11 protein-coding genes and 1 tRNA gene are annotated in these 17124 nt (G+C 63.3%); 3 read left to right on the forward strand and 9 right to left on the reverse strand.

What is annotated here, in order from left to right:
* Positions 1 to 42 precede the first annotated feature (42 nt).
* The 4 genes from ACNI3Q_RS00490 to ACNI3Q_RS00505 all read right to left on the reverse strand — a co-directional run bounded on the left by ACNI3Q_RS00490 (position 43) and on the right by ACNI3Q_RS00505 (position 6552).
* On the reverse strand, positions 43 to 2139 hold the full coding sequence (locus tag ACNI3Q_RS00490; RefSeq protein ID WP_426273233.1) for a prolyl oligopeptidase family serine peptidase: 2097 nt from the start codon (positions 2137 to 2139) through the stop codon (positions 43 to 45).
* An 8-nt stretch (positions 2140 to 2147) separates the two neighbouring features.
* A complete protein-coding gene (locus ACNI3Q_RS00495; protein WP_426273235.1) occupies positions 2148 to 4691 on the reverse strand; it encodes a TonB-dependent receptor domain-containing protein in 2544 nt (847 codons plus the stop codon).
* Between the two features lie 92 nt (positions 4692 to 4783).
* On the reverse strand, positions 4784 to 5746 hold the full coding sequence (locus ACNI3Q_RS00500) for a FecR family protein (protein ID WP_426273237.1): 963 nt from the start codon (positions 5744 to 5746) through the stop codon (positions 4784 to 4786).
* On the reverse strand, positions 5743 to 6552 hold the full coding sequence (locus ACNI3Q_RS00505; RefSeq protein ID WP_426273239.1) for an RNA polymerase sigma factor: 810 nt from the start codon (positions 6550 to 6552) through the stop codon (positions 5743 to 5745). The genes ACNI3Q_RS00500 and ACNI3Q_RS00505 overlap by 4 nt, the downstream gene beginning before the upstream one ends.
* A gap of 245 nt (positions 6553 to 6797) precedes the next feature.
* Here ACNI3Q_RS00505 and ACNI3Q_RS00510 point away from each other — a divergent pair, with 245 nt between their 5' ends.
* Complete coding sequence (locus ACNI3Q_RS00510; RefSeq protein WP_426273241.1) at positions 6798 to 7001, forward strand: helix-turn-helix transcriptional regulator; 204 nt, start codon at positions 6798 to 6800, stop codon at positions 6999 to 7001.
* 50 nt (positions 7002 to 7051) lie between these two features.
* Here ACNI3Q_RS00510 and ACNI3Q_RS00515 read toward each other — a convergent pair whose 3' ends face one another.
* The 5 genes from ACNI3Q_RS00515 to ACNI3Q_RS00535 all read right to left on the reverse strand — a co-directional run bounded on the left by ACNI3Q_RS00515 (position 7052) and on the right by ACNI3Q_RS00535 (position 10914).
* Positions 7052 to 7675, reverse strand: coding sequence for a GntR family transcriptional regulator (locus tag ACNI3Q_RS00515; protein ID WP_426273243.1), 624 nt, complete (start codon positions 7673 to 7675; stop codon positions 7052 to 7054).
* Between the two features lie 3 nt (positions 7676 to 7678).
* Positions 7679 to 8353: an acyl-homoserine-lactone synthase gene (locus tag ACNI3Q_RS00520; RefSeq protein WP_426273245.1), complete on the reverse strand. Its 675-nt coding sequence runs from the start codon at positions 8351 to 8353 to the stop codon at positions 7679 to 7681.
* 94 nt (positions 8354 to 8447) lie between these two features.
* On the reverse strand, positions 8448 to 9203 hold the full coding sequence (locus tag ACNI3Q_RS00525; RefSeq protein WP_426273247.1) for a helix-turn-helix transcriptional regulator: 756 nt from the start codon (positions 9201 to 9203) through the stop codon (positions 8448 to 8450).
* Positions 9204 to 9469: 266 nt separating this feature from the next.
* Positions 9470 to 10687, reverse strand: coding sequence for a tyrosine-type recombinase/integrase (locus ACNI3Q_RS00530; RefSeq protein WP_426273249.1), 1218 nt, complete (start codon positions 10685 to 10687; stop codon positions 9470 to 9472).
* A 151-nt stretch (positions 10688 to 10838) separates the two neighbouring features.
* A tRNA-Thr gene (locus tag ACNI3Q_RS00535) sits at positions 10839 to 10914 on the reverse strand.
* 174 nt (positions 10915 to 11088) lie between these two features.
* On the opposite strand from ACNI3Q_RS00535, the gene ACNI3Q_RS00540 reads away from it, so the two are divergent.
* Together ACNI3Q_RS00540 and ACNI3Q_RS00545 are read left to right on the forward strand one after the other, a co-directional pair.
* On the forward strand, positions 11089 to 12372 hold the full coding sequence (locus ACNI3Q_RS00540; protein WP_426273251.1) for a PAS domain-containing protein: 1284 nt from the start codon (positions 11089 to 11091) through the stop codon (positions 12370 to 12372).
* An 88-nt stretch (positions 12373 to 12460) separates the two neighbouring features.
* Complete coding sequence (locus tag ACNI3Q_RS00545) at positions 12461 to 17095, forward strand: NAD-glutamate dehydrogenase (RefSeq protein WP_426273253.1); 4635 nt, start codon at positions 12461 to 12463, stop codon at positions 17093 to 17095.
* Positions 17096 to 17124 lie beyond the last annotated feature (29 nt).

A 17124-nucleotide genomic window follows, 5' to 3' on the forward strand; every position in this document is an offset into this window, starting at 1 on the left:
AAAACCGCCTCGCACTGCCATCGTCTCGCCCGAAGTCGACACTCAGCAACCGCCCTGTGCAGGCTGGTTCATCTCTTTCATAACCGATATTGAAGGCGCGAACGCAGCGTCAAACCATGCCAGGTTTTCGGTCATGGCGCAGAGACGATTGCGGGGCAGATGGAACAGGTGCGTCTCGTCGGAACGCCAGTCGCTGCCGCGATAGAGGCTGATCCGACTGGTCTTGTTCGCGGCCTTCAGGGCCTGGTACAGCGCAACACTGCTCATCGAAGGTTTTGCAACCTGTTGCAGCAGTACGCCGCGAAAAAGGTCGGCCCGAAGCGAGGGCGCAAGGCTGCGATAGGCGTCCATGGCTTGCCCGAAGGGCGCTCCGCCATAAATGCTGTCATAGCTTTTCTGCTGCCATGGATAGGCAATGGGCTCGAGATAGCCGCCGTCCCCGGCCGATCCGGCCTTGAACCGTCCGGTTTGCGACAAGGCAACCGTGACGATTTGAGCACCGCGACTGAAGCCAGCGATGCCAACCCGGTCCGGATCGATCAGACCGTCCCTGGCAAGGCTGTCGATCGCATTGCCGATAGCGGATACCGGATCGATCCAGAGATGCTGCCGCAAGCTTGCCGGATCCGCTGATCGGTCGCCTGTCCCCCAAGCGGCATAGGCCTTGGCCAGCGCGGTATGTTCGAAAGGGGAGGGGTCGTTGATCAGCAGCACAAAGTGCCCCCGTTCCGCCCAGACCTGCACCGGATAGTTCCATTGCAGCTCGTCCCTTGCAAATCGCTCGTCGGCATCGCTGCCATGCGTGACGACGATCAGCGGTGCCCGCCGGCGAGCAGGATGGTGACGCGGCCATACCAGATAGCCGGTTGCGCGAAAGCCAAGGTCACTGGTCCATGATCCGGCGGTGACGCGAAGCGGTACGATTGCGCGGTGACGGTCCGAGAGCTCCACCAGGGGTTCGATGGCAGCTGAAGCCAGGTCAACGCGGACGAGCCGCGGGGCAAGCGCCAAGCCCTCCTCGATGCAATAGCCCTTCAGAAGATCGGGCGACAGATCGCATCGCGTAAGGCTGTAGGGCGATGTTATCGTCCGGACCCCGGCCGGGTCCAGCAGGCCCAATCCATAGCGGGGTCGATCCAGCATCCTGATGCCGAACACGACACGGCCAGCCTCGCTCTGCCATTGCCCCGCGCCGCGATGATCGGCGATCCTGAAACCGACCTCGCCATGATCGATGGTGCCAGCGCTGGCAGCTTCGATGAGCCGCTGGAGCGTTCCTTCTCCCGAGACCGAGAGCCGCCCGCCTGACGGCCCGTTCGGAACCGTTGCAAATGGCGGGCTGGCGACCGGGATGGCGTCGAGCACTGCGCCATCGGCAAGACTGACACGCGTTTCCTGAAACAAGGCCTGATCGGCCGACCCTGTTTCACTGGAAAAACGCAGCTCGCCTTTTGCCCATCGGACCGATCCGCCAAAATAAAGGGCGACACGGTCGTTCGTGGGACGGATAGCGACCTGCCTCGCCGGGCCGCCTAGCTCGCCCAGATAAAAAGCAATTCTCGCTGGCCGGGTGGACCGCCGGTCGAGCAGCAAGTCGACCAGGGCGTCATTTCGAACGCTGGAAGGCGGATCATGTGCAGGCTGTAGCTGGCTGGTCCATAGCCACCGACCGTCAGGAGAGATTGCATAGGAAAGGACACCGACCCGCCGCGGCGCGCCCGATTGTGAGGATCGGACAGCCCCATCCGCTTCGCCCATCCAGACTGGTCGATCATTCCGGGCCAGGAGCTCGGTGTGCCCCGTTGGCCTGATCCGGTAAAGCTGGACGCCATCGCCCCTGTCGATGAGCGCGCTCCAGCCACTGCCGCGGATCATCGGGCGCACCTGTTCAATGACAGGGGCACTAAAGAGCGGAACCAGCCGGTTGTCAGCGGGATCGTAGCGGACCAGCCGGTCTTCGACCCGGTTCGCCTCCATATTTGCCTGACGAATGACCAAGAGCAGCGCTCCGTCTGGCGAAAGCGCCATGTCGGTGACGACGGGGGCTGTGACGATATCCGCGATCGTCCATCGCACCGGCGATGCTGCCACCGCAATGGGCGCCGGTAGCAGCATCGCCACCATCGACACGATCAGCATGGCCCGTGCTACCATGAGCGGCGAACCCCGAGCGCCAGAAACCGGCCGACAGCAGAGTAGTTGGTCGTATCGAAAGGGGTGTCGGCACCCGATGCGATGAAGATCGGGTCCGGCCTGGCATTGAGGAGGTTCAGCGCATTGAATGACAGTTCGGTCTTGGGATCGAGCTGTATCCTTGCCGTGAAATCGAGCGTGGTGAGCGCATCGACCCGGTCGGCAATAGCCCGCCGCGCATCCGTCACAGCGCCAGTGCGGCTGAGGAAGAGCGATGTTGAAACGAGGCGATTGGCAAAGGTCGCACCGCCACGGGCCTTGAAGATTGGCGGATTGAACAATTGGCCCGAAAGCGGTGTGACTGGTAGCCCTTCACGCACCTGCTGGGCGCTGTCGAGCCAGGTCGCTGCAGCGGTCAGCGAAATCCGGCCGTTACCCAGCGATGCTGCATATTGGGCCGACAGATCGACCCCCTTGTACCATTGCGTCGCGATGTTGCGATCGCGGATATCGACAATGGCGATGACATTGGCAGGATCGTAAGGCCGTCCGGTTCCGTTCTGCAGACCAAGCAGGGCATCGGCCGTCAACGCCGATTGTACCGCCGTGCCGGGGTTGAAGGTGACAAACTGTTCGAACACCGGATTGGTCAGCGCACCGGCGCTTGAAATGAACGGTGCTGCGACCCGGTCGCGATAGACAATGTCGAAATAGCTCGCCGAGATCGACAGGCCGTTCATCGGCCGAACTTCAGCCGTCAATGTGAGATTGCGCGACCGTTCAGCTTCGGTATCCGGGTTCGCACCCGCCGCCACGAGATAGGTCGAGTTTGCGGGAAAGGCCGTTCCATAGCCCGTCACGGGCAGCAGCACAGCCACATAGCCTGAATATTGCTGGTAAAGCGTCGGGACCTTGTAGGACTCGCCAAAGGAGACCTTGAGGATCAAGGGTTCGACAGGGGCATAGATGAGACCCAGCTTCGGCGTCGCGATGGTGCTCGAATCCGAATAGCCTTCCACGCGGACCGCACCTGATAGCGACAGGCGATGCACAAGCGGGATCGCCTGACCCGGTTCTGCCAGCGGCATGAACAGCTCGGCATAGCCAAACCCGTTGTCGCGGCGGCGATCAATCGTCTGGTTGCTGAACTGTCCCAGCAGGCTGTTGCGGCGCCAGCCGGCCCCAACGGCAAGCTTGACCGGACCGGCCGGCAACGAAAACAAGCTGCCCTGTGCATCGAGCTCAACGGCATAGGTCTGGTTGTCGTAAATGCCGCTGTTGGTGTTGGTCAGCCGGTCATTGGCAAAAACGCGCGTGACAGAGTTCGAATAATCATACCCGTAGGAAGCCGTGAGCGTGGCCGTCCAGGTGCCGGGTAGCGCGAACTCGAGGGTGGGGATGAATCCGAAGGTTTCAAACCGGCGGTCGCCATTGACCCCCTCGAACGTGACCGGCCGGTCTGGCTGGTAGCCGTTGGCGATCTGCATCTCGCCTGTTTTGAACAAAAGGTCTGCACGAACGCCGACGCCGGGAAGCAGCCGCTGATTGGCGCTCACGATCACGCTGTGCCGTGCCAGATCAGGGTAGATGAAGCTGTCCGGGTTGATGGCGGCGGTAAAGCTTCGGTCGCGTGCGCGGATGGGAGAGTTCTGGAAATAGTCATAGGCCGCCACAAGGCCGCCAGTCGACCAGCGTGTGCCGCCCACCATGTTGGCCTGGGCCTGCACATTGCCGCCATCTGTTGATGCGCCGATCCGCGCAGCGCCTTCCAGACCTTCATAATCGCGCTTGAGGATGATGTTCACGACGCCGGCCACGGCATCGGCGCCGTAAATCGCCGAAGCGCCATCGGCGATGATCTCGACCCTCGCAACGGCAGCGGTGGGAATTGCACTGACATCAATTGCAGCGCTGGGACCGCTATAGCTCAGCCGGTTGCCATTCAGGAGGGTCAGCGTGGCATTCGGTCCGATACCGCGCAGGTTGAAAGTCGACGCCCCGTTGACGTTGACATTGACATTGGGTCCGCCTTGGCCGGACCCGATCCCGGGGTTCTGACCTCCGCCGAAATTCTGCGGCAGGCTGCGCGCAACTTCGCCAAGATCCGCCTGACCGGCATTTCGAATGTCGGTTTCGCTCACAACCGTCACGGGCGCTGCGGGCGGCGTTCCGCGCAGCCTCGTCCCCGTCACCGTGATTGTCTCGTCTTCGCGCGCCGCAGCGGCTTGCCGGACAATGATGGCATCGTCGTCGAAGCTTGCGATCAGCGGTGTCCCCGCGAGCAGACGGCGGACAGCCTCTCTGGGCGTGAGCGTTGCCTTGAGCGAAGGCGCTGTTCGGCCCTCAACAAGGTCTGACGATACATAGACTTCGACACCGGCCTGGGCCGCAACCGCCCGCAGGGAAGTGCTGAGCGGCTGGGCTGGCAGATCAATCGCTATGGTCCGGTCAAGAGCCCCTCGCTGCGCATCTTGCGCAACCGCATCGGCCGCTGGCACGGCAATCACTGCCGCGCCAACGAGCATGGCTTGCAGGCTTCGCATCATCATGGTGGTCATCCCCCTTGCTTCGTCCTCGAAGGCCGCCCCTGTGGCGGGCCTTTCCATCGTTCGACGCAGGAAGGCGGAGGTCCCTTAGGGCATGAGGAAATTTATTTTTGTGCCGTCAGCACAAGCGCATCAGAACGCTCGTTAATCGACAGGCCAAGCGACAGGGCGAGGCGCCTCGCAAAAGGCCTGCTGCGAGCAATCCGGAATCGCCCGGTGACCTGTTGACCGGCCGCTACACCGGGTGCCAGCTCGATCGGCTTGTCGCCCAGTCTGTTCGCATCCGCGATTAGGGCCGATAGCGAAACGCTGCGATATTCAGCCCAACCCGTTGGCCAGTCGATCCGATCGACAGTCGGCTTCATCGTACGGACGAGGCGGTTCGATCCCCCCTCGAGCCGATGTTCTGCCCCGACAATCAGCGACTGGCTGGCCGCGTTGTCGATCCGGACGGCTGCCTGACCGGCACGCAGCGTCCAGTTCATCGACCTTGGCCGGGCATCGATATCGATCGTCGATCCGGGCATCAGCTCCACTGTCGTCGGTCCATTCGCAATCGACATTGGTGCGCCGGGCCGGGGAACCGTAATCCGGGCAAGGCCCGAAGTGACAGTGACATGGCGCCTGCCGGATCGGTTCGATGAAGAGAGCTTCGCATCCGGCGCCAGAATGAGGATGGTTCCGTCATCAAGGGTGACATATCGAATACCCTGACGGTTGCCCGCAAAGGCCGCCGTAACCGGCTCTGCCGGCCCATTGCCCTGTGGCCACAGCCAGAAGCCGCTGACCAGCAGCAGGAGCATGGCCGGTGCTGCCAGCAGCGCTGCCCGGCCCCGACGATGGTGTGCCGGTCGCGCCGCGACGGGCGCTTTGCGTTTCAAAAGTGCCGAATGATTGTAATGCTGGGCGGCCCACGCATAGGCGCGCCGATGTTCGGGTGATCGGGCAAACCAGGCATCGAACGTCGCCTGACGCTCGGCGCTGAGGTCGCCGCGACAGGCGACGAACCAGGCAATGGCCTCATCCTCGATCGCCTCGCGATCGGCGGTACCGTCGGCAACGCTCACCGGGCGGCGTCCACGGACCGGGCGATGTGCGCAAGGGCTTTCATCATGTGATATTCGACGGTCGCAACACTGATGCCGAGACGAGCGTGAATGTCGCGATAGCTCAGCTCTTCCACGCGGTGGAGGAGAAACACCTCGCGTGACCTGGGGGACAGGCTGTTGATCGCCGATTCGTACAGCCGGAGCAGATCTTGTGCTTCCAGCTGATGTTCCTGATCGGCATTGACAGCGATCTCGATTTCCGGGCCATCGTTCCATTCAGGATGCCTGGCACGTCGACGATGCCGGTCGATCAACAGGTTGCGGGCGATACGGCGCAAAAACGCTGCCGGGTTCGCCAGCGCTCCGGTCTGGCGACTGCCTGCGGCACGAACGAACGTCTCCTGCATCAAATCCTCGGCTTCATCAGCGCTGGCTTTGTACCGGAAGTGGCGAAGCAGGGCCGGACGTTCCCGCCGATAGGCTGCTTCGAGCGTGCCTTGTGCCGATTGACCCTGATCCGTTGCGGATGATCGAGAGGCATGGGCACCGTCGGCAACGGCAAGTCCCTTGAGGCGGGACGATCGGGGCATGAGGAAGGCTCCGCGCACAGCATGCAAGGCCGCAGAAGCGACCGCGCAAGGAGGTTCGTGCTGTGCCGCCGTTGGAACTGCCCGGTTGGCAGGTCCTTGCCCGGTCCGGCCGCCGGGCCGCCATGGACCGGCGTGTTTGATGCTGGCTTGTCCCAGGGGACCCGGCTGCCAGAACGCCGGTCGACAAAGAATGAAATGATCGGGCCGTCCTGACAAGCGCCGTCTGGCAGGCATCGCTCGCACCGCGTCCGCGGCAACCCTCCAGCTGGCCGGGGACGATCAGCGTTCATCAGGTGGAGGGGCGCAGACAGTCAGCGCACCACTTTATTTTTCGCAACGCAGAGGCCGTTCGAGTTTCATGGCGAACATTGGCGATGAACTGACAAGAAATGGCGGATTATCAACATATTGACGCCAATGCTGCTCATCCTGAATCATGCTGGCTGGTACTTATTCAGTGCATCTGAGGAGCGAAGATTATGACGCAAAGCCCTGCAACACCGGACCGTATCCTGCGATTGCCTGCAGTGCTTGAAAGAACCGGCCTGTCGCGCGCGACGCTCTACCGAAAGATCAATGACGGCAGCTTCCCGCGTCAGATCAAGATTGCTGAACGCTGCTGCGGCTGGCGGGAATCGGCAGTGATGCAATGGGTTGATGCTGTGTCGGATGCAGCCGCCTGAAGGGGGTGACCCTCAAAGCGTTGCCAGGCTGACGGCCCGAAGCCGGAGGATCAGGGCTTGCGCTCCTGCTGCCGCGGCATGTTGCCAATCTCTGCGATAGACGAGACTGCGCTGATCCGACGGTCGTGATAGTCTGCAACGGCCTGTTTGAGGGCGGATAGGCTCCCATGCCGCCAGGCTGATTTCAATCGCTCGAGTTCTGAGCCGGTGTTGCTCAGCGCCTGGGTTTCGGCCCAGCGGAACCGGGCAAGCCGAGCCGACGCACTCTGCACTGCGCCAGCCAGCTCGCGATTGCCGGTTTGCATGGCAATAGCATCAAAGATCAGGGGCCCCAGTTCGCTGGTCTCGGCCACAAAATCCGGCACCGCGCTGGCATTGTCCTTGGTGGTGACCCGTTGCTCGATGGCTATCGCGAGCAATGTCGCGCGCCAGAAATAGAGTTCAGTGAGCGCCTGCTCGTCGAGCATCGGCACCTTGAAGCCTTGCCCTGAAAGCCCATCGACCAGTTGTTCGCCGACCAGGCGATGAAGGCTGTCGCGAACGGGGGTCATGCTCACCCCCAGCTCCTCGGCCAGCTTCTGCGCCTCGAGGCGATGGCCGCCCATCCATTCGCCGTTGATCAACCGCCGACGCAGCGCATTATAGGTCGGCTCCAGCACAAACGCCGGGCTCATGGTCTATGCGCTCGCAAACTGGGCGGCGTAACTGGAAGAGAAGAAAGGACGCTCACGGTCACCTTCGCCGCCGAAACTGTGCAGCAGGCGAAGGACGTTCGGGTCGACAGGGCCCAGCGGGCCCATGGTCGAGGGCGTCGAACCATTGATCCTGATGATCAGCCCGACCAGGGTTCGCCCGTGATGCGCCTGAGGCGATCCCAGCGCCCGGCAGGTCCAGCCGAACTGTTCAATCTGGCGGAACCAGCCAATTTCAGCGACTCCCGTATAGGCCGTGATGCCATGGGCAAGCGCATGATGAACAAGGCCCATCACAAGGGCGTTGCGCGCCTTTCGCCGATCGACCGCATTGAGGGTTGGATCAATGCAGAAGCGCGTGATCTCCCGGACGGTCGGCCCGCAAGGAACGCTTGCTGTGCAAAGCAGCGGAAAGAGCGACCCCAGGATATGCGGGCGGCGTGTATCAAGAAGGCGCGCTGATGCCCAATGCGCATGCCCATCGTCGAGCGACAGATAGTGCGCCGAGCCGTCATCAAACTGATCGCGCTCATAACGATCCTCGAAAACGGGAACGTCCCAGCGCAGAAGATCAACAAAGACCCGTTTTCTCGCTGCGAACATGCGAAGGGCAGGGGTGGGCTCACTGATTCTTGAATGCTGGGCGGCGCCATTCGCCATGGCCTTGCTCCTGAACAGGTGACGTGCAGGAGCATTGAAGGCTTGCGGCCAAGCTTAATGATATCCCCAGAAAAAGGGAGCGTGCGGCGCATAATCACACTCGGGGGCGATACCAGGCGACCACGTCGGCATAATCGATCGCCCCATCGAACAGGGCGTGCATGACGAGGCTTGATCGTCGCTGCACACCATAACGACGCCGGGCATCTTTAAGATGCTGGATGACGGTCTGTTTGCTGATGCCAAGGATGACGGCGATTTCCCAATCCGTTTTGCCGCGGGCAGCCCAGAGGATGCATTCACACTGACGCGGGGTCAAAAGCGTGCCACCGGTCGGCAGCGATGCTTCCAGCAATCTTCGTCCAGCATCGATTGCGCGTCCGCCAAGATACTCGGCCGCAGCTGCGGTCGCGGCATGAAGCGCCGTCTCGCTGCCGACAACGAAGCTACAGGAGCCACTGAGACGGCCCGGCAGATGTCTGGGGACTGTCAATCCATCGGCAATGCCGTAGCGACTGCTCTGTTCCATAATCGCCCGTTCGGATCGTGCTGGGGGTTCCTTTCGAAATAGGTCACTCCAACGAAACGCGCTGATGCGCCGGAGGACGGCGCGGCGAACGGGATCGTGGCGACCAAGGTCGAGGCTGAGATACAGATCTGCCCATCCAGCCGGGTAGTCATGAACCAACAGGCCTCGCATGCTGTCCTTGGATTGCCCGGTGCTCAGCGAAAGCGCGAAATGGCGAAACCCCAAGATTTGCCTTGCTTCGGTGAGGACAACGCTCAGCTCATCAATGGACTTCACGACCCCAATGGCGTGACCGAGCTGCTCAATGTGCTTTAAACGCATGCAGGTTAGCACGCTTTCGCAGACGCCGTGCCCAGCCGACGCCTGCGAAAGTCCCAGCCATCGGAAAGCCGCGCCGCTCTCACGCCTGGCGCGACTCTCCATTTCAGGGATGTTGCCAGCGGCATGCACCGCTCGGGCTTGATTTAGGTGCCTGGAGGAGCGGCATGCACTCCTCGATCAAACGGTCTGGCTTGCATCCGTAACGATTGAGCGAGAGAGAGCCGTCCCAGTCGATTGCCCTTGGGGTGCAAGGATTGCCGGATGTCTCAGGCTCGCCGCTTGAACCGGGCCTTGATCACCTTCCCGCCCATCTTCAGCTGGTCGAGATAATCCGACCACCATTGCGCCATCCGGACACGCTCCTGCCAATGGGTGCCGCGATGATATGCTGCTCGCACCTTGTTTGGTTCACCATGGGCCAAGGCCCGTTCGATGGCATCCGGGTGCCAGAGCCCGGATTCATTGAGAAGGGTACTGGCAATTGCCCGGAACCCATGACTGGTCATTTCGTCGGGACCATAGCCCATCCGGCGAAGCGCGGTGTTCAACGTGTTCTCGCACATCGGTCTGTGCGTCGTGTGAAGCGAGGGGAACAGGAACTCGCTGGTGCGCGCCTGAAGCCTCAGCTGTTGCAGAAGGAACAGGGACTGTTTTGACAAAGGCACCGTGTGAGGCTGCTTCATCTTCATGCGTTCTGCCGGCACCTTCCAGACCTTCTCGGCAAAATCGATTTCGCTCCATTTCGCCTGGCGCAGTTCCCCCGGTCGTAGAAAGACATGCGGCGCCAGTTTCAGGGCAAACTGGGTTTCCGGCCGACCGCTATAATCGTCGATCGCTCGCATAAGTGCCCCGACCTGCACAGGGTCGAGAATTGCCGCATGATGTTTCACAACCGGCGTGATCAGGGCGCCGCGCAGGATATCCGCAGGATTGGTTTCGGTGCGAAGCGTTGCAAAGGCATAGCGGAATACCCGGCCAGCGAATGCCCGAAGCCTGCCGGCAGTTTCATGATGACCGCGGCGCTCAATCCGTTTCAGATTGTCGAGCAGCTCGTGCGGGGTGATCGCAGCAATCGGTCGTTTTGCGATGGGCTCAAGCAGTTCGAGGAACCATTCGGCCTTCTTCAACGTGGCGGGCGATTTTCCCTCCGCCCGCATCTTGGCGATATATTCGGTGGCGACCAGCGCAAAGGTTGTCTGAGCCGATTGTTCGGCAGCGAGCCGGCGCTGACGCTTTTGCTCAACCGGATCGATCCCGTCCTCAAGCTGTGCCCTCACGGCATCGCGTTTTTTCCGAGCTTCAGCCAGCGTGATCTTGGGGAAGGCTCCCAGCGAAAGCTTTCGTTCCTGGCCGAGGATTTTGTACCGGTACCGCCACAGCAGCGCTCCAGATGGCTGCACCAGGAGAAACAGACCGTCCGAATCGGCAACTTTGTAGGGCCGGTCTTTCGGACGGAGCGATTTGATGCCGACGACTGAAAGCATGGTGGACCACGACCTCTCGAAAACACGTGGTCCACCGTTTCGTGGTCCACTTTCGATGGGTCTTGGCGGAACATAACGAGAAAATATGAGACCCAACACCCTCAATATATCGCAGATTTCTGCGGTTTTCTAGGCTGTTCTCTTTATGTACTGGTGCCGCCTACAGGACTCGAACCTGTGACCCCCGCATTACGAATGCGATGCTCTACCAACTGAGCTAAGGCGGCGTGGCGCTGATGCGCTGCCAATGCGGCGGCGCTTAACAGGATGACGCATGGCTGGCAAGCATTGACGAAGGGTTGAGCGACGATCCTTTGTCGGCTTCCTTTACCCGCTGTTTACCACAGCCGGCGCACACATGGGTCATCAGGGTTCACAGGCCCGTGCTTGAGGATGATTCCATGGACACCGTTCGCGGTACCGAAGACCGGATCGAGGAACATGACGGCGTCGAGGACGCTGCCCATGCCGCCAACGCCCAAATCGGGACGGACGAGCGCCGCATGCACGTGCGCGCCTATAATTACTGGGTGTCGCTGCTGAACGGCCGGGCCTATCCGTCGATCGAGGACCTGGATCCGCAAAGCCTTGCCGATTTTGGGCCGCACAGCGTACTTCTGGATTTTTCCAGCGGCATCGACGATCCGTCCATCCGGTTCCTGGGCGACCGCCTGAGCGCCGAATGCGGCGTTTCCAGGGATATCGCCAGCATTGCCGAAGTTCCCGGCCGGTCGCTGCTCTCGCGGCTGACCGACCATTATCTGCAGATCATCGCCAATCGCGCGCCAATCGGGTTCGAGGCGGAATTTGTCAGCCATCGGGGGCTGAACACCCTGTATCGCGGCATTCTGATGCCCTTTTCCTCGGGTAGCGATTCGATTGATTACATTTACGGCGTCATCAACTGGAAGGAGATGGTCGACAGCGACACTCAGGCACGCCTGAATGCCGAGATCGAGGCCGCGCGCCGTGCAGCGCCGCCGCCGCCGCCGACCGAGCCGGTCTGGGCCGATGGCCCCAGCGGCGATGTGGCGTCGCCGTCGATCGCGGTAGAGGCGGCCGATGTGGATGAGGCTGCGCCACCACCGCCCGCCTTGCCCGGCACGCTGAGCGAGCGACTGATGCTGGCCCGCGAGAGCGCCGCTGCGGTCCGCGCCGCCGATACGCGCAGCCGTGCTGCCCTCTATCGTGCGCTGGGCCGCGCCTATGACGTGGCGCTGGCGGCCGGGGCGGATCAGGAACGCTATGCCAGGTTGCTGGCCGAAAGCGGCATCAAGGAACAGGCACGTGCCCCGATGACGCCGGTCGTGAAGCTGGTGTTCGGAAGCGACTATGACAAGGCGCGCGTGACCGAGTTTGCGGCGGTGCTGTCGCAGGCACGGCGGATGGACGTTGCGGCGGGCGGCCTGGCCGATCTGCTGGAGCGGACTGAAGGCGGCATCAAGGCGCTGGTCAAGGCGGAGCGCAGTGCGCGTGCCCCGGCGCCGCGCCCGGATCGCTACAGCAGCGCGCTCAAGTCATTGCGCAGCGCACCGGCACTGGGATCGCTGAACATCGATCCGGCGGGTGAGGAGTTCGTCCTGCTGGTCGCGCGGGCGACGGGCAAGGATCAGGTCGAGGTTGTCGGACAGGTGGGCAATGCGCCGGCACTGGTCCGCCAGGCGGTTGTGCGCGCTATCATGTGACGATTGCGGCCAAACCGGGCATGAAATCCGGTTTTTGCATTGCCACAAGCCTTGAGCCTGTCATCCGGGCGGCGCATAGCCGGTTGTCATGACGACACAGATCGAACCCTCGCTGGTCGAGGTGCTTGCCAGCCGTCTCACTGAAGGCGCGCTACCCGGAGAGACTGAAGGATTTGACGACGCCGCGCGGGCCGATGCCGCGCGATTCGTGGCGGAGGCGGCGCTGAGCCGACCCGGCACCGGCGCCGCCATCCGGATCGAGCCGATGGCGGGGGAGGGGCAGTCCGGGATGCGGATTGCCATCATCAACCCCGACATGCCGTTCATCATCGATTCGGTGGCCGGGGCCATTGCGGCGCACGACATCGCCATTGATCGCATCATCCACCCCGTGTTGCCGGTCGTCCGCGACGAAAGCGGCCGGATGACCGCAATCCGCGCCGGTGGTGCGCCGGAATCGATGGTCTATGTCGAAACCGAACGGGCCGAGGCAAAGGTACGCCGCGCGATTGAGGCGGAGCTGGCCCGCGTCCTTGACCATGTTCGCCATGCCGTTGCCGCATGGGGGCCGTTGCAGGCCGCGATGCTGGACGATGCCAAGCGGATTGCCGATCCGGAGGGCGCGGCGCTGCTGCGCTGGTTCGTCGATCGCAACCTGACGCTGCTGGCCCATGAAAGCTGGGACCGGGATGGCGGCACGCAATCCGCGCTGGGCATTGCGCGCGGCAAGCTGGACTGTTCGCTGCTGGCCGAGGCGTCGCGCCGCCGCGCGGTGGAATGGTTCGAGGCAGGCAACAAGCCGCCGCTTCTGCTGAAATCGAACTGCATGTCGCCCGTGCATCGGCGCGTGCCGCTGGACCTTGTGCTGGTTCCGATCATGTCGGGCGACCGGATCACGGGTCTGTCCATCCATGCCGGATTGTGGACCAGCGCCGCATTGTCGGCCGCGCCGGGCGACGTGCCGGTGCTGCGCCGGTCGATGGTCCAGCTGCAGGAAAAGTTCGGGTTCGATCCCAAGGGGCATACCGGCAAGGCGCTGGCCCATGCGCTGACGCAGATGCCCTATGACCTGACCATCGCATTTGCGCCCGACGATCTGGAAACGGTCGCGCTGACCGCAATGTCGATTGCGGATCGGCCGCGTTCGCGCCTGGTGCTGGTGAAAAGCCCGCTGGGCCGTCACCTGTTCGCCTTTGTCTGGCTGCCGCGCGACGAGGTGTCGACGCTGCGCCGGACGGCGATCGGGCGGATGCTGGAAGAGGCGGCTAATGCCAATGTCCTAAGCTGGTCGATCGAGCTGGAGGACGGGGTGGCGGCGCTGATCCGCTTTACGCTGGACCTGCGCGCCGACGGGCGAATGCCGGATTCCGATGACCTCAACGAACGCATCCGGCGGATGGTGCGCGGCTGGCGCCCGGCCGTTGCGGCCGCGCTGGAGGAGCGGGTGGGCAACCGCGCGACCCGGCTGGCGCTGCGCTGGGGCAATGCCTTTCCCGCCGCCTATCGCAGCCTGCATGAACCGGAAGAGGCGGCCGACGATATCGTCGCGCTGGCTGATCTGGAGGACGAACGCGGCCGGGCCGTACGCATCATTCCGGGCGATCCGGATGGCGACGGGCTGCTGCAGCTCAAGGTCTATCACGTCGGCGGCCCGTTGCCGCTGTCCGAAGTGGTGCCGGTGCTGGAAAATTTCGGCCTGACCGTCATCGAGGAACGGCCGACCGAACTGGACGACGAAAGACGCCTCTACATTCACGACTTTCAGGTCGCGCTGGCGTCCGGTTCGCCCGCCAACGCACCATTCGAACCCGCCGTGGCAGAGGCCGCGATCCAGGCGGTGCTGGAGGGGCGTGCTGAAAATGACCGGTTCAACCGCCTGATCATGGAGGTCGGGCTGGCCCCCGCGTCGGTCGTCCTGCTGCGTGCCTGGTTCGCCTATCTGCACCAGACGGGCATGAACTATTCCAAGGCGACGGTGGTCGATGCCCTGACCCGCGCGCCGCAGATCGGCCAGGCGCTGATCGAGCGGTTCTATGCGCTGCACGACCCGCAGCGTCGCAGGGTGCCGGAAACCGGCGACCAGGCGGCAGCCGCGGCGCTGGAGGTGATCGAGGCGGGGCTGGCCAAGGTGGCGGCGATCGACGATGACCGCATCCTGCGCGCCTATCGCGGCGTGATCGACGCGACGCTGCGCACCAATGCCTTTGCCCCCGCAGCCGAAGAGGCGCTGGCGTTCAAGCTGGACAGCGCCCGTGTGCCCGGCCTGCCCAAGCCGCTGCCGTGGCGCGAAATCTTTGTCTATTCCCCGCGGGTGGAGGGTATTCACCTGCGCGCCGGGCCGGTGGCGCGCGGCGGCCTTCGCTGGTCCGACCGGCGCGACGATTTCCGTACCGAAATCCTGGGCCTGATGAAGGCGCAGCGGGTGAAGAACGCGGTCATCGTGCCGACTGGCGCGAAAGGCGGTTTCTATCCAAAGCAGCTGCCGGCCCCGTCCAACCGAGAGGCGTGGCTGACCGAGGGGACGGAAAGCTATCGCATCTTCATCCGCACGTTGTTGTCGGTCACGGACAATATCGTCGACGGCGCAGTGGTGCATCCCGAAGGCGTGGTGATCCATGACGGAGAGGACCCGTATTTCGTGGTCGCCGCCGACAAGGGCACGGCGACGTTCAGCGATGTCGCCAATGCCATCGCGCTCGAACGCGGCTTCTGGCTGGGCGACGCGTTCGCCAGCGGCGGGTCCAACGGATATGACCACAAGGCGATGGGCATCACCGCGCGCGGCGGATGGGTGTCGGTTCAGCGGCACTTCCTGGAAATGGGCGTCGATGTGCAGACCGACCCGGTCCGCGTCGTCGGGTGCGGCGACATGTCCGGCGACGTGTTCGGCAACGGGATGCTCTTGTCCAAGTCGCTGAAACTGGTTGCCGCGTTCGATCACCGGCACATCTTCCTTGATCCCGACCCCGATCCCGCGGCCAGCTGGACGGAGCGTCTGCGGCTGTTCAACCTGTCCCGGTCAAGCTGGGACGATTATGACAAGTCGCTGATTTCGGCCGGCGGTGGCGTGTTCCCCCGCACCGAAAAGTCGATCCCGCTGTCGCCGGAGGTTCGCGCCGCGCTGGACGTGACGGTAGAGGCGATGGAGCCATCGGAACTGATCACCGCCATCCTGAAGGCACCGGTGGACCTGATCTGGTTCGGCGGCATCGGCACCTATCTGAAGGCGGCGGCGGAGAGCAATCTGGACGTTGGCGATCCGGCGAATGATCGCAACCGCGTCAATGCCGAACAGCTGCGCGCGAAAGTGGTGGGCGAGGGGGCCAATCTGGGCGTGACCCAGGCGGCGCGCATCGCCTTTGCCGCGCGGGGCGGGCGGATCAACACCGATTTCATCGACAATTCGGCGGGCGTCGATTGTTCGGATAACGAGGTGAACATCAAGATCGCCCTGAATGGCGAGATGACGTCCGGGCGGCTGGCGCTGGCCGATCGCAACGTCCTGCTGGCCGAGATGACCGACGATGTCGGGCATCTGGTGCTGGAGGATAACCGGCTGCAGACGCTGGCGCTGTCGTTGATGGAGGCGGATGGCCCGCTTGCGCTGCCCAGCTATGTCCGGACCATCGAGATTCTGGAGGCATCCGGTCGCCTGGACCGGGCGGTCGAGGGGCTGGCCCCGAACGACGAACTGCTGCGCCGGGCGCAGGACGGGCGGGGGCTGACCCGGCCGGAACTGGCCGTGTTGCTGGCGACGGCAAAGCTGGCCATGCAGGATGCGATTGAGACGCGCGGACTGGGGCATGACGCGGCCCTGACGCCTGACCTGTTCGCGGCATTCCCGGCCGCGATGCGCGAGCGGTTTGCCGATGCGATTAAGGGGCATCGCCTGCGCGGCGAAATCGTGGCGACCAAGATCGCCAACCGCATCGTCAACCGGCTGGGCGTGTTGCACCCGTTCGAACTGGCGGAGGAAGAGGGCGCATCGCTGGGCGACATCGCCGCGATGTTCGTGGCGGCAGAACAGTTGTTCGGCGTCCCCGCCCTGTGGCAGGCGATCGAGACCGAGGCGATGCCGGAGGCGGCGCGCCTTGCCCTGCTGGACGAGGTGGCGGTTGCCGTCCGGTCGCAGATCGCCGACCTGCTGCGCGTCAGCCGGTCGGGCGATTCCCCCGCGACCATCGTCGAGCGGTTGCGCCCCGGCATCGTGGCGCTGGACGAACAGACCAAGGCGCTGTTGCTGGCCGAGGCGCAGGCACAAAGCGACCGGATCAGCACGCGGCTGGCCGAATCCGGTGCGCCGAGCGGTCTGATCGAGCGGGTCGTTCGCCTGTTCCAGATGGACGGTGCGGTCGGCCTGGCCGAACTGGGCCAGAAGCGCGGTATTGACGAGGTGGTGCTGACCCGCGCCTTTACCCGATTGGGTCAGCAGCTTGGGCTGGATTGGGCACAGGCCAATGCAGCGCGCATCACCGCGGGCGATCCATGGGAACGGCTGCTGATCGCCGGGCTGGCCCGGGATTTCCAGCAGCTGCGGCTTGATTTCCTGACGCGGACCAGCGGCGACGATCCGCAGGTGGCGGTCGATGCCTGGCTGGCGGAAAACCGGGCGCGGGTGGATCAGTTCAATGCGCTGGTCGCCCGCGCGCGGCAGGCACCACAGCCCAGCGCCGCCATGCTTGCCCAGATTGCGGGCCAGGCGCGCGTCCTGCTGGGACGGTAATCGTCGCGCAGCCGTAAAAATGGGGGGCG

Source organism: Sphingomonas eleionomae, from assembly GCF_049889035.1.
In the GTDB taxonomy this organism is placed as follows: Bacteria; Pseudomonadota; Alphaproteobacteria; order Sphingomonadales; family Sphingomonadaceae; genus Sphingomonas.

What these genes read in the sequence shown, in the direction of transcription:
- ACNI3Q_RS00490 (WP_426273233.1), bottom strand. Translation starts at nt 2,139, where the DNA reads ATGCTGATCGTGTCGATGGTGGCGATGCTGCTACCGGCGCCCATTGCG.
- ACNI3Q_RS00495 (WP_426273235.1), bottom strand. Translation starts at nt 4,691, where the DNA reads ATGACCACCATGATGATGCGAAGCCTGCAAGCCATGCTCGTTGGCGCG.
- ACNI3Q_RS00505 (WP_426273239.1), bottom strand. Translation starts at nt 6,552, where the DNA reads ATGCCTGCCAGACGGCGCTTGTCAGGACGGCCCGATCATTTCATTCTT.
- ACNI3Q_RS00510 (WP_426273241.1), top strand. Translation starts at nt 6,798, where the DNA reads ATGACGCAAAGCCCTGCAACACCGGACCGTATCCTGCGATTGCCTGCA.
- ACNI3Q_RS00515 (WP_426273243.1), bottom strand. Translation starts at nt 7,675, where the DNA reads ATGAGCCCGGCGTTTGTGCTGGAGCCGACCTATAATGCGCTGCGTCGG.
- ACNI3Q_RS00520 (WP_426273245.1), bottom strand. Translation starts at nt 8,353, where the DNA reads ATGGCGAATGGCGCCGCCCAGCATTCAAGAATCAGTGAGCCCACCCCT.
- ACNI3Q_RS00525 (WP_426273247.1), bottom strand. Translation starts at nt 9,203, where the DNA reads ATGCGTTTAAAGCACATTGAGCAGCTCGGTCACGCCATTGGGGTCGTG.
- ACNI3Q_RS00530 (WP_426273249.1), bottom strand. Translation starts at nt 10,687, where the DNA reads ATGCTTTCAGTCGTCGGCATCAAATCGCTCCGTCCGAAAGACCGGCCC.
- ACNI3Q_RS00540 (WP_426273251.1), top strand. Translation starts at nt 11,089, where the DNA reads ATGGACACCGTTCGCGGTACCGAAGACCGGATCGAGGAACATGACGGC.
- ACNI3Q_RS00545 (WP_426273253.1), top strand. Translation starts at nt 12,461, where the DNA reads ATGACGACACAGATCGAACCCTCGCTGGTCGAGGTGCTTGCCAGCCGT.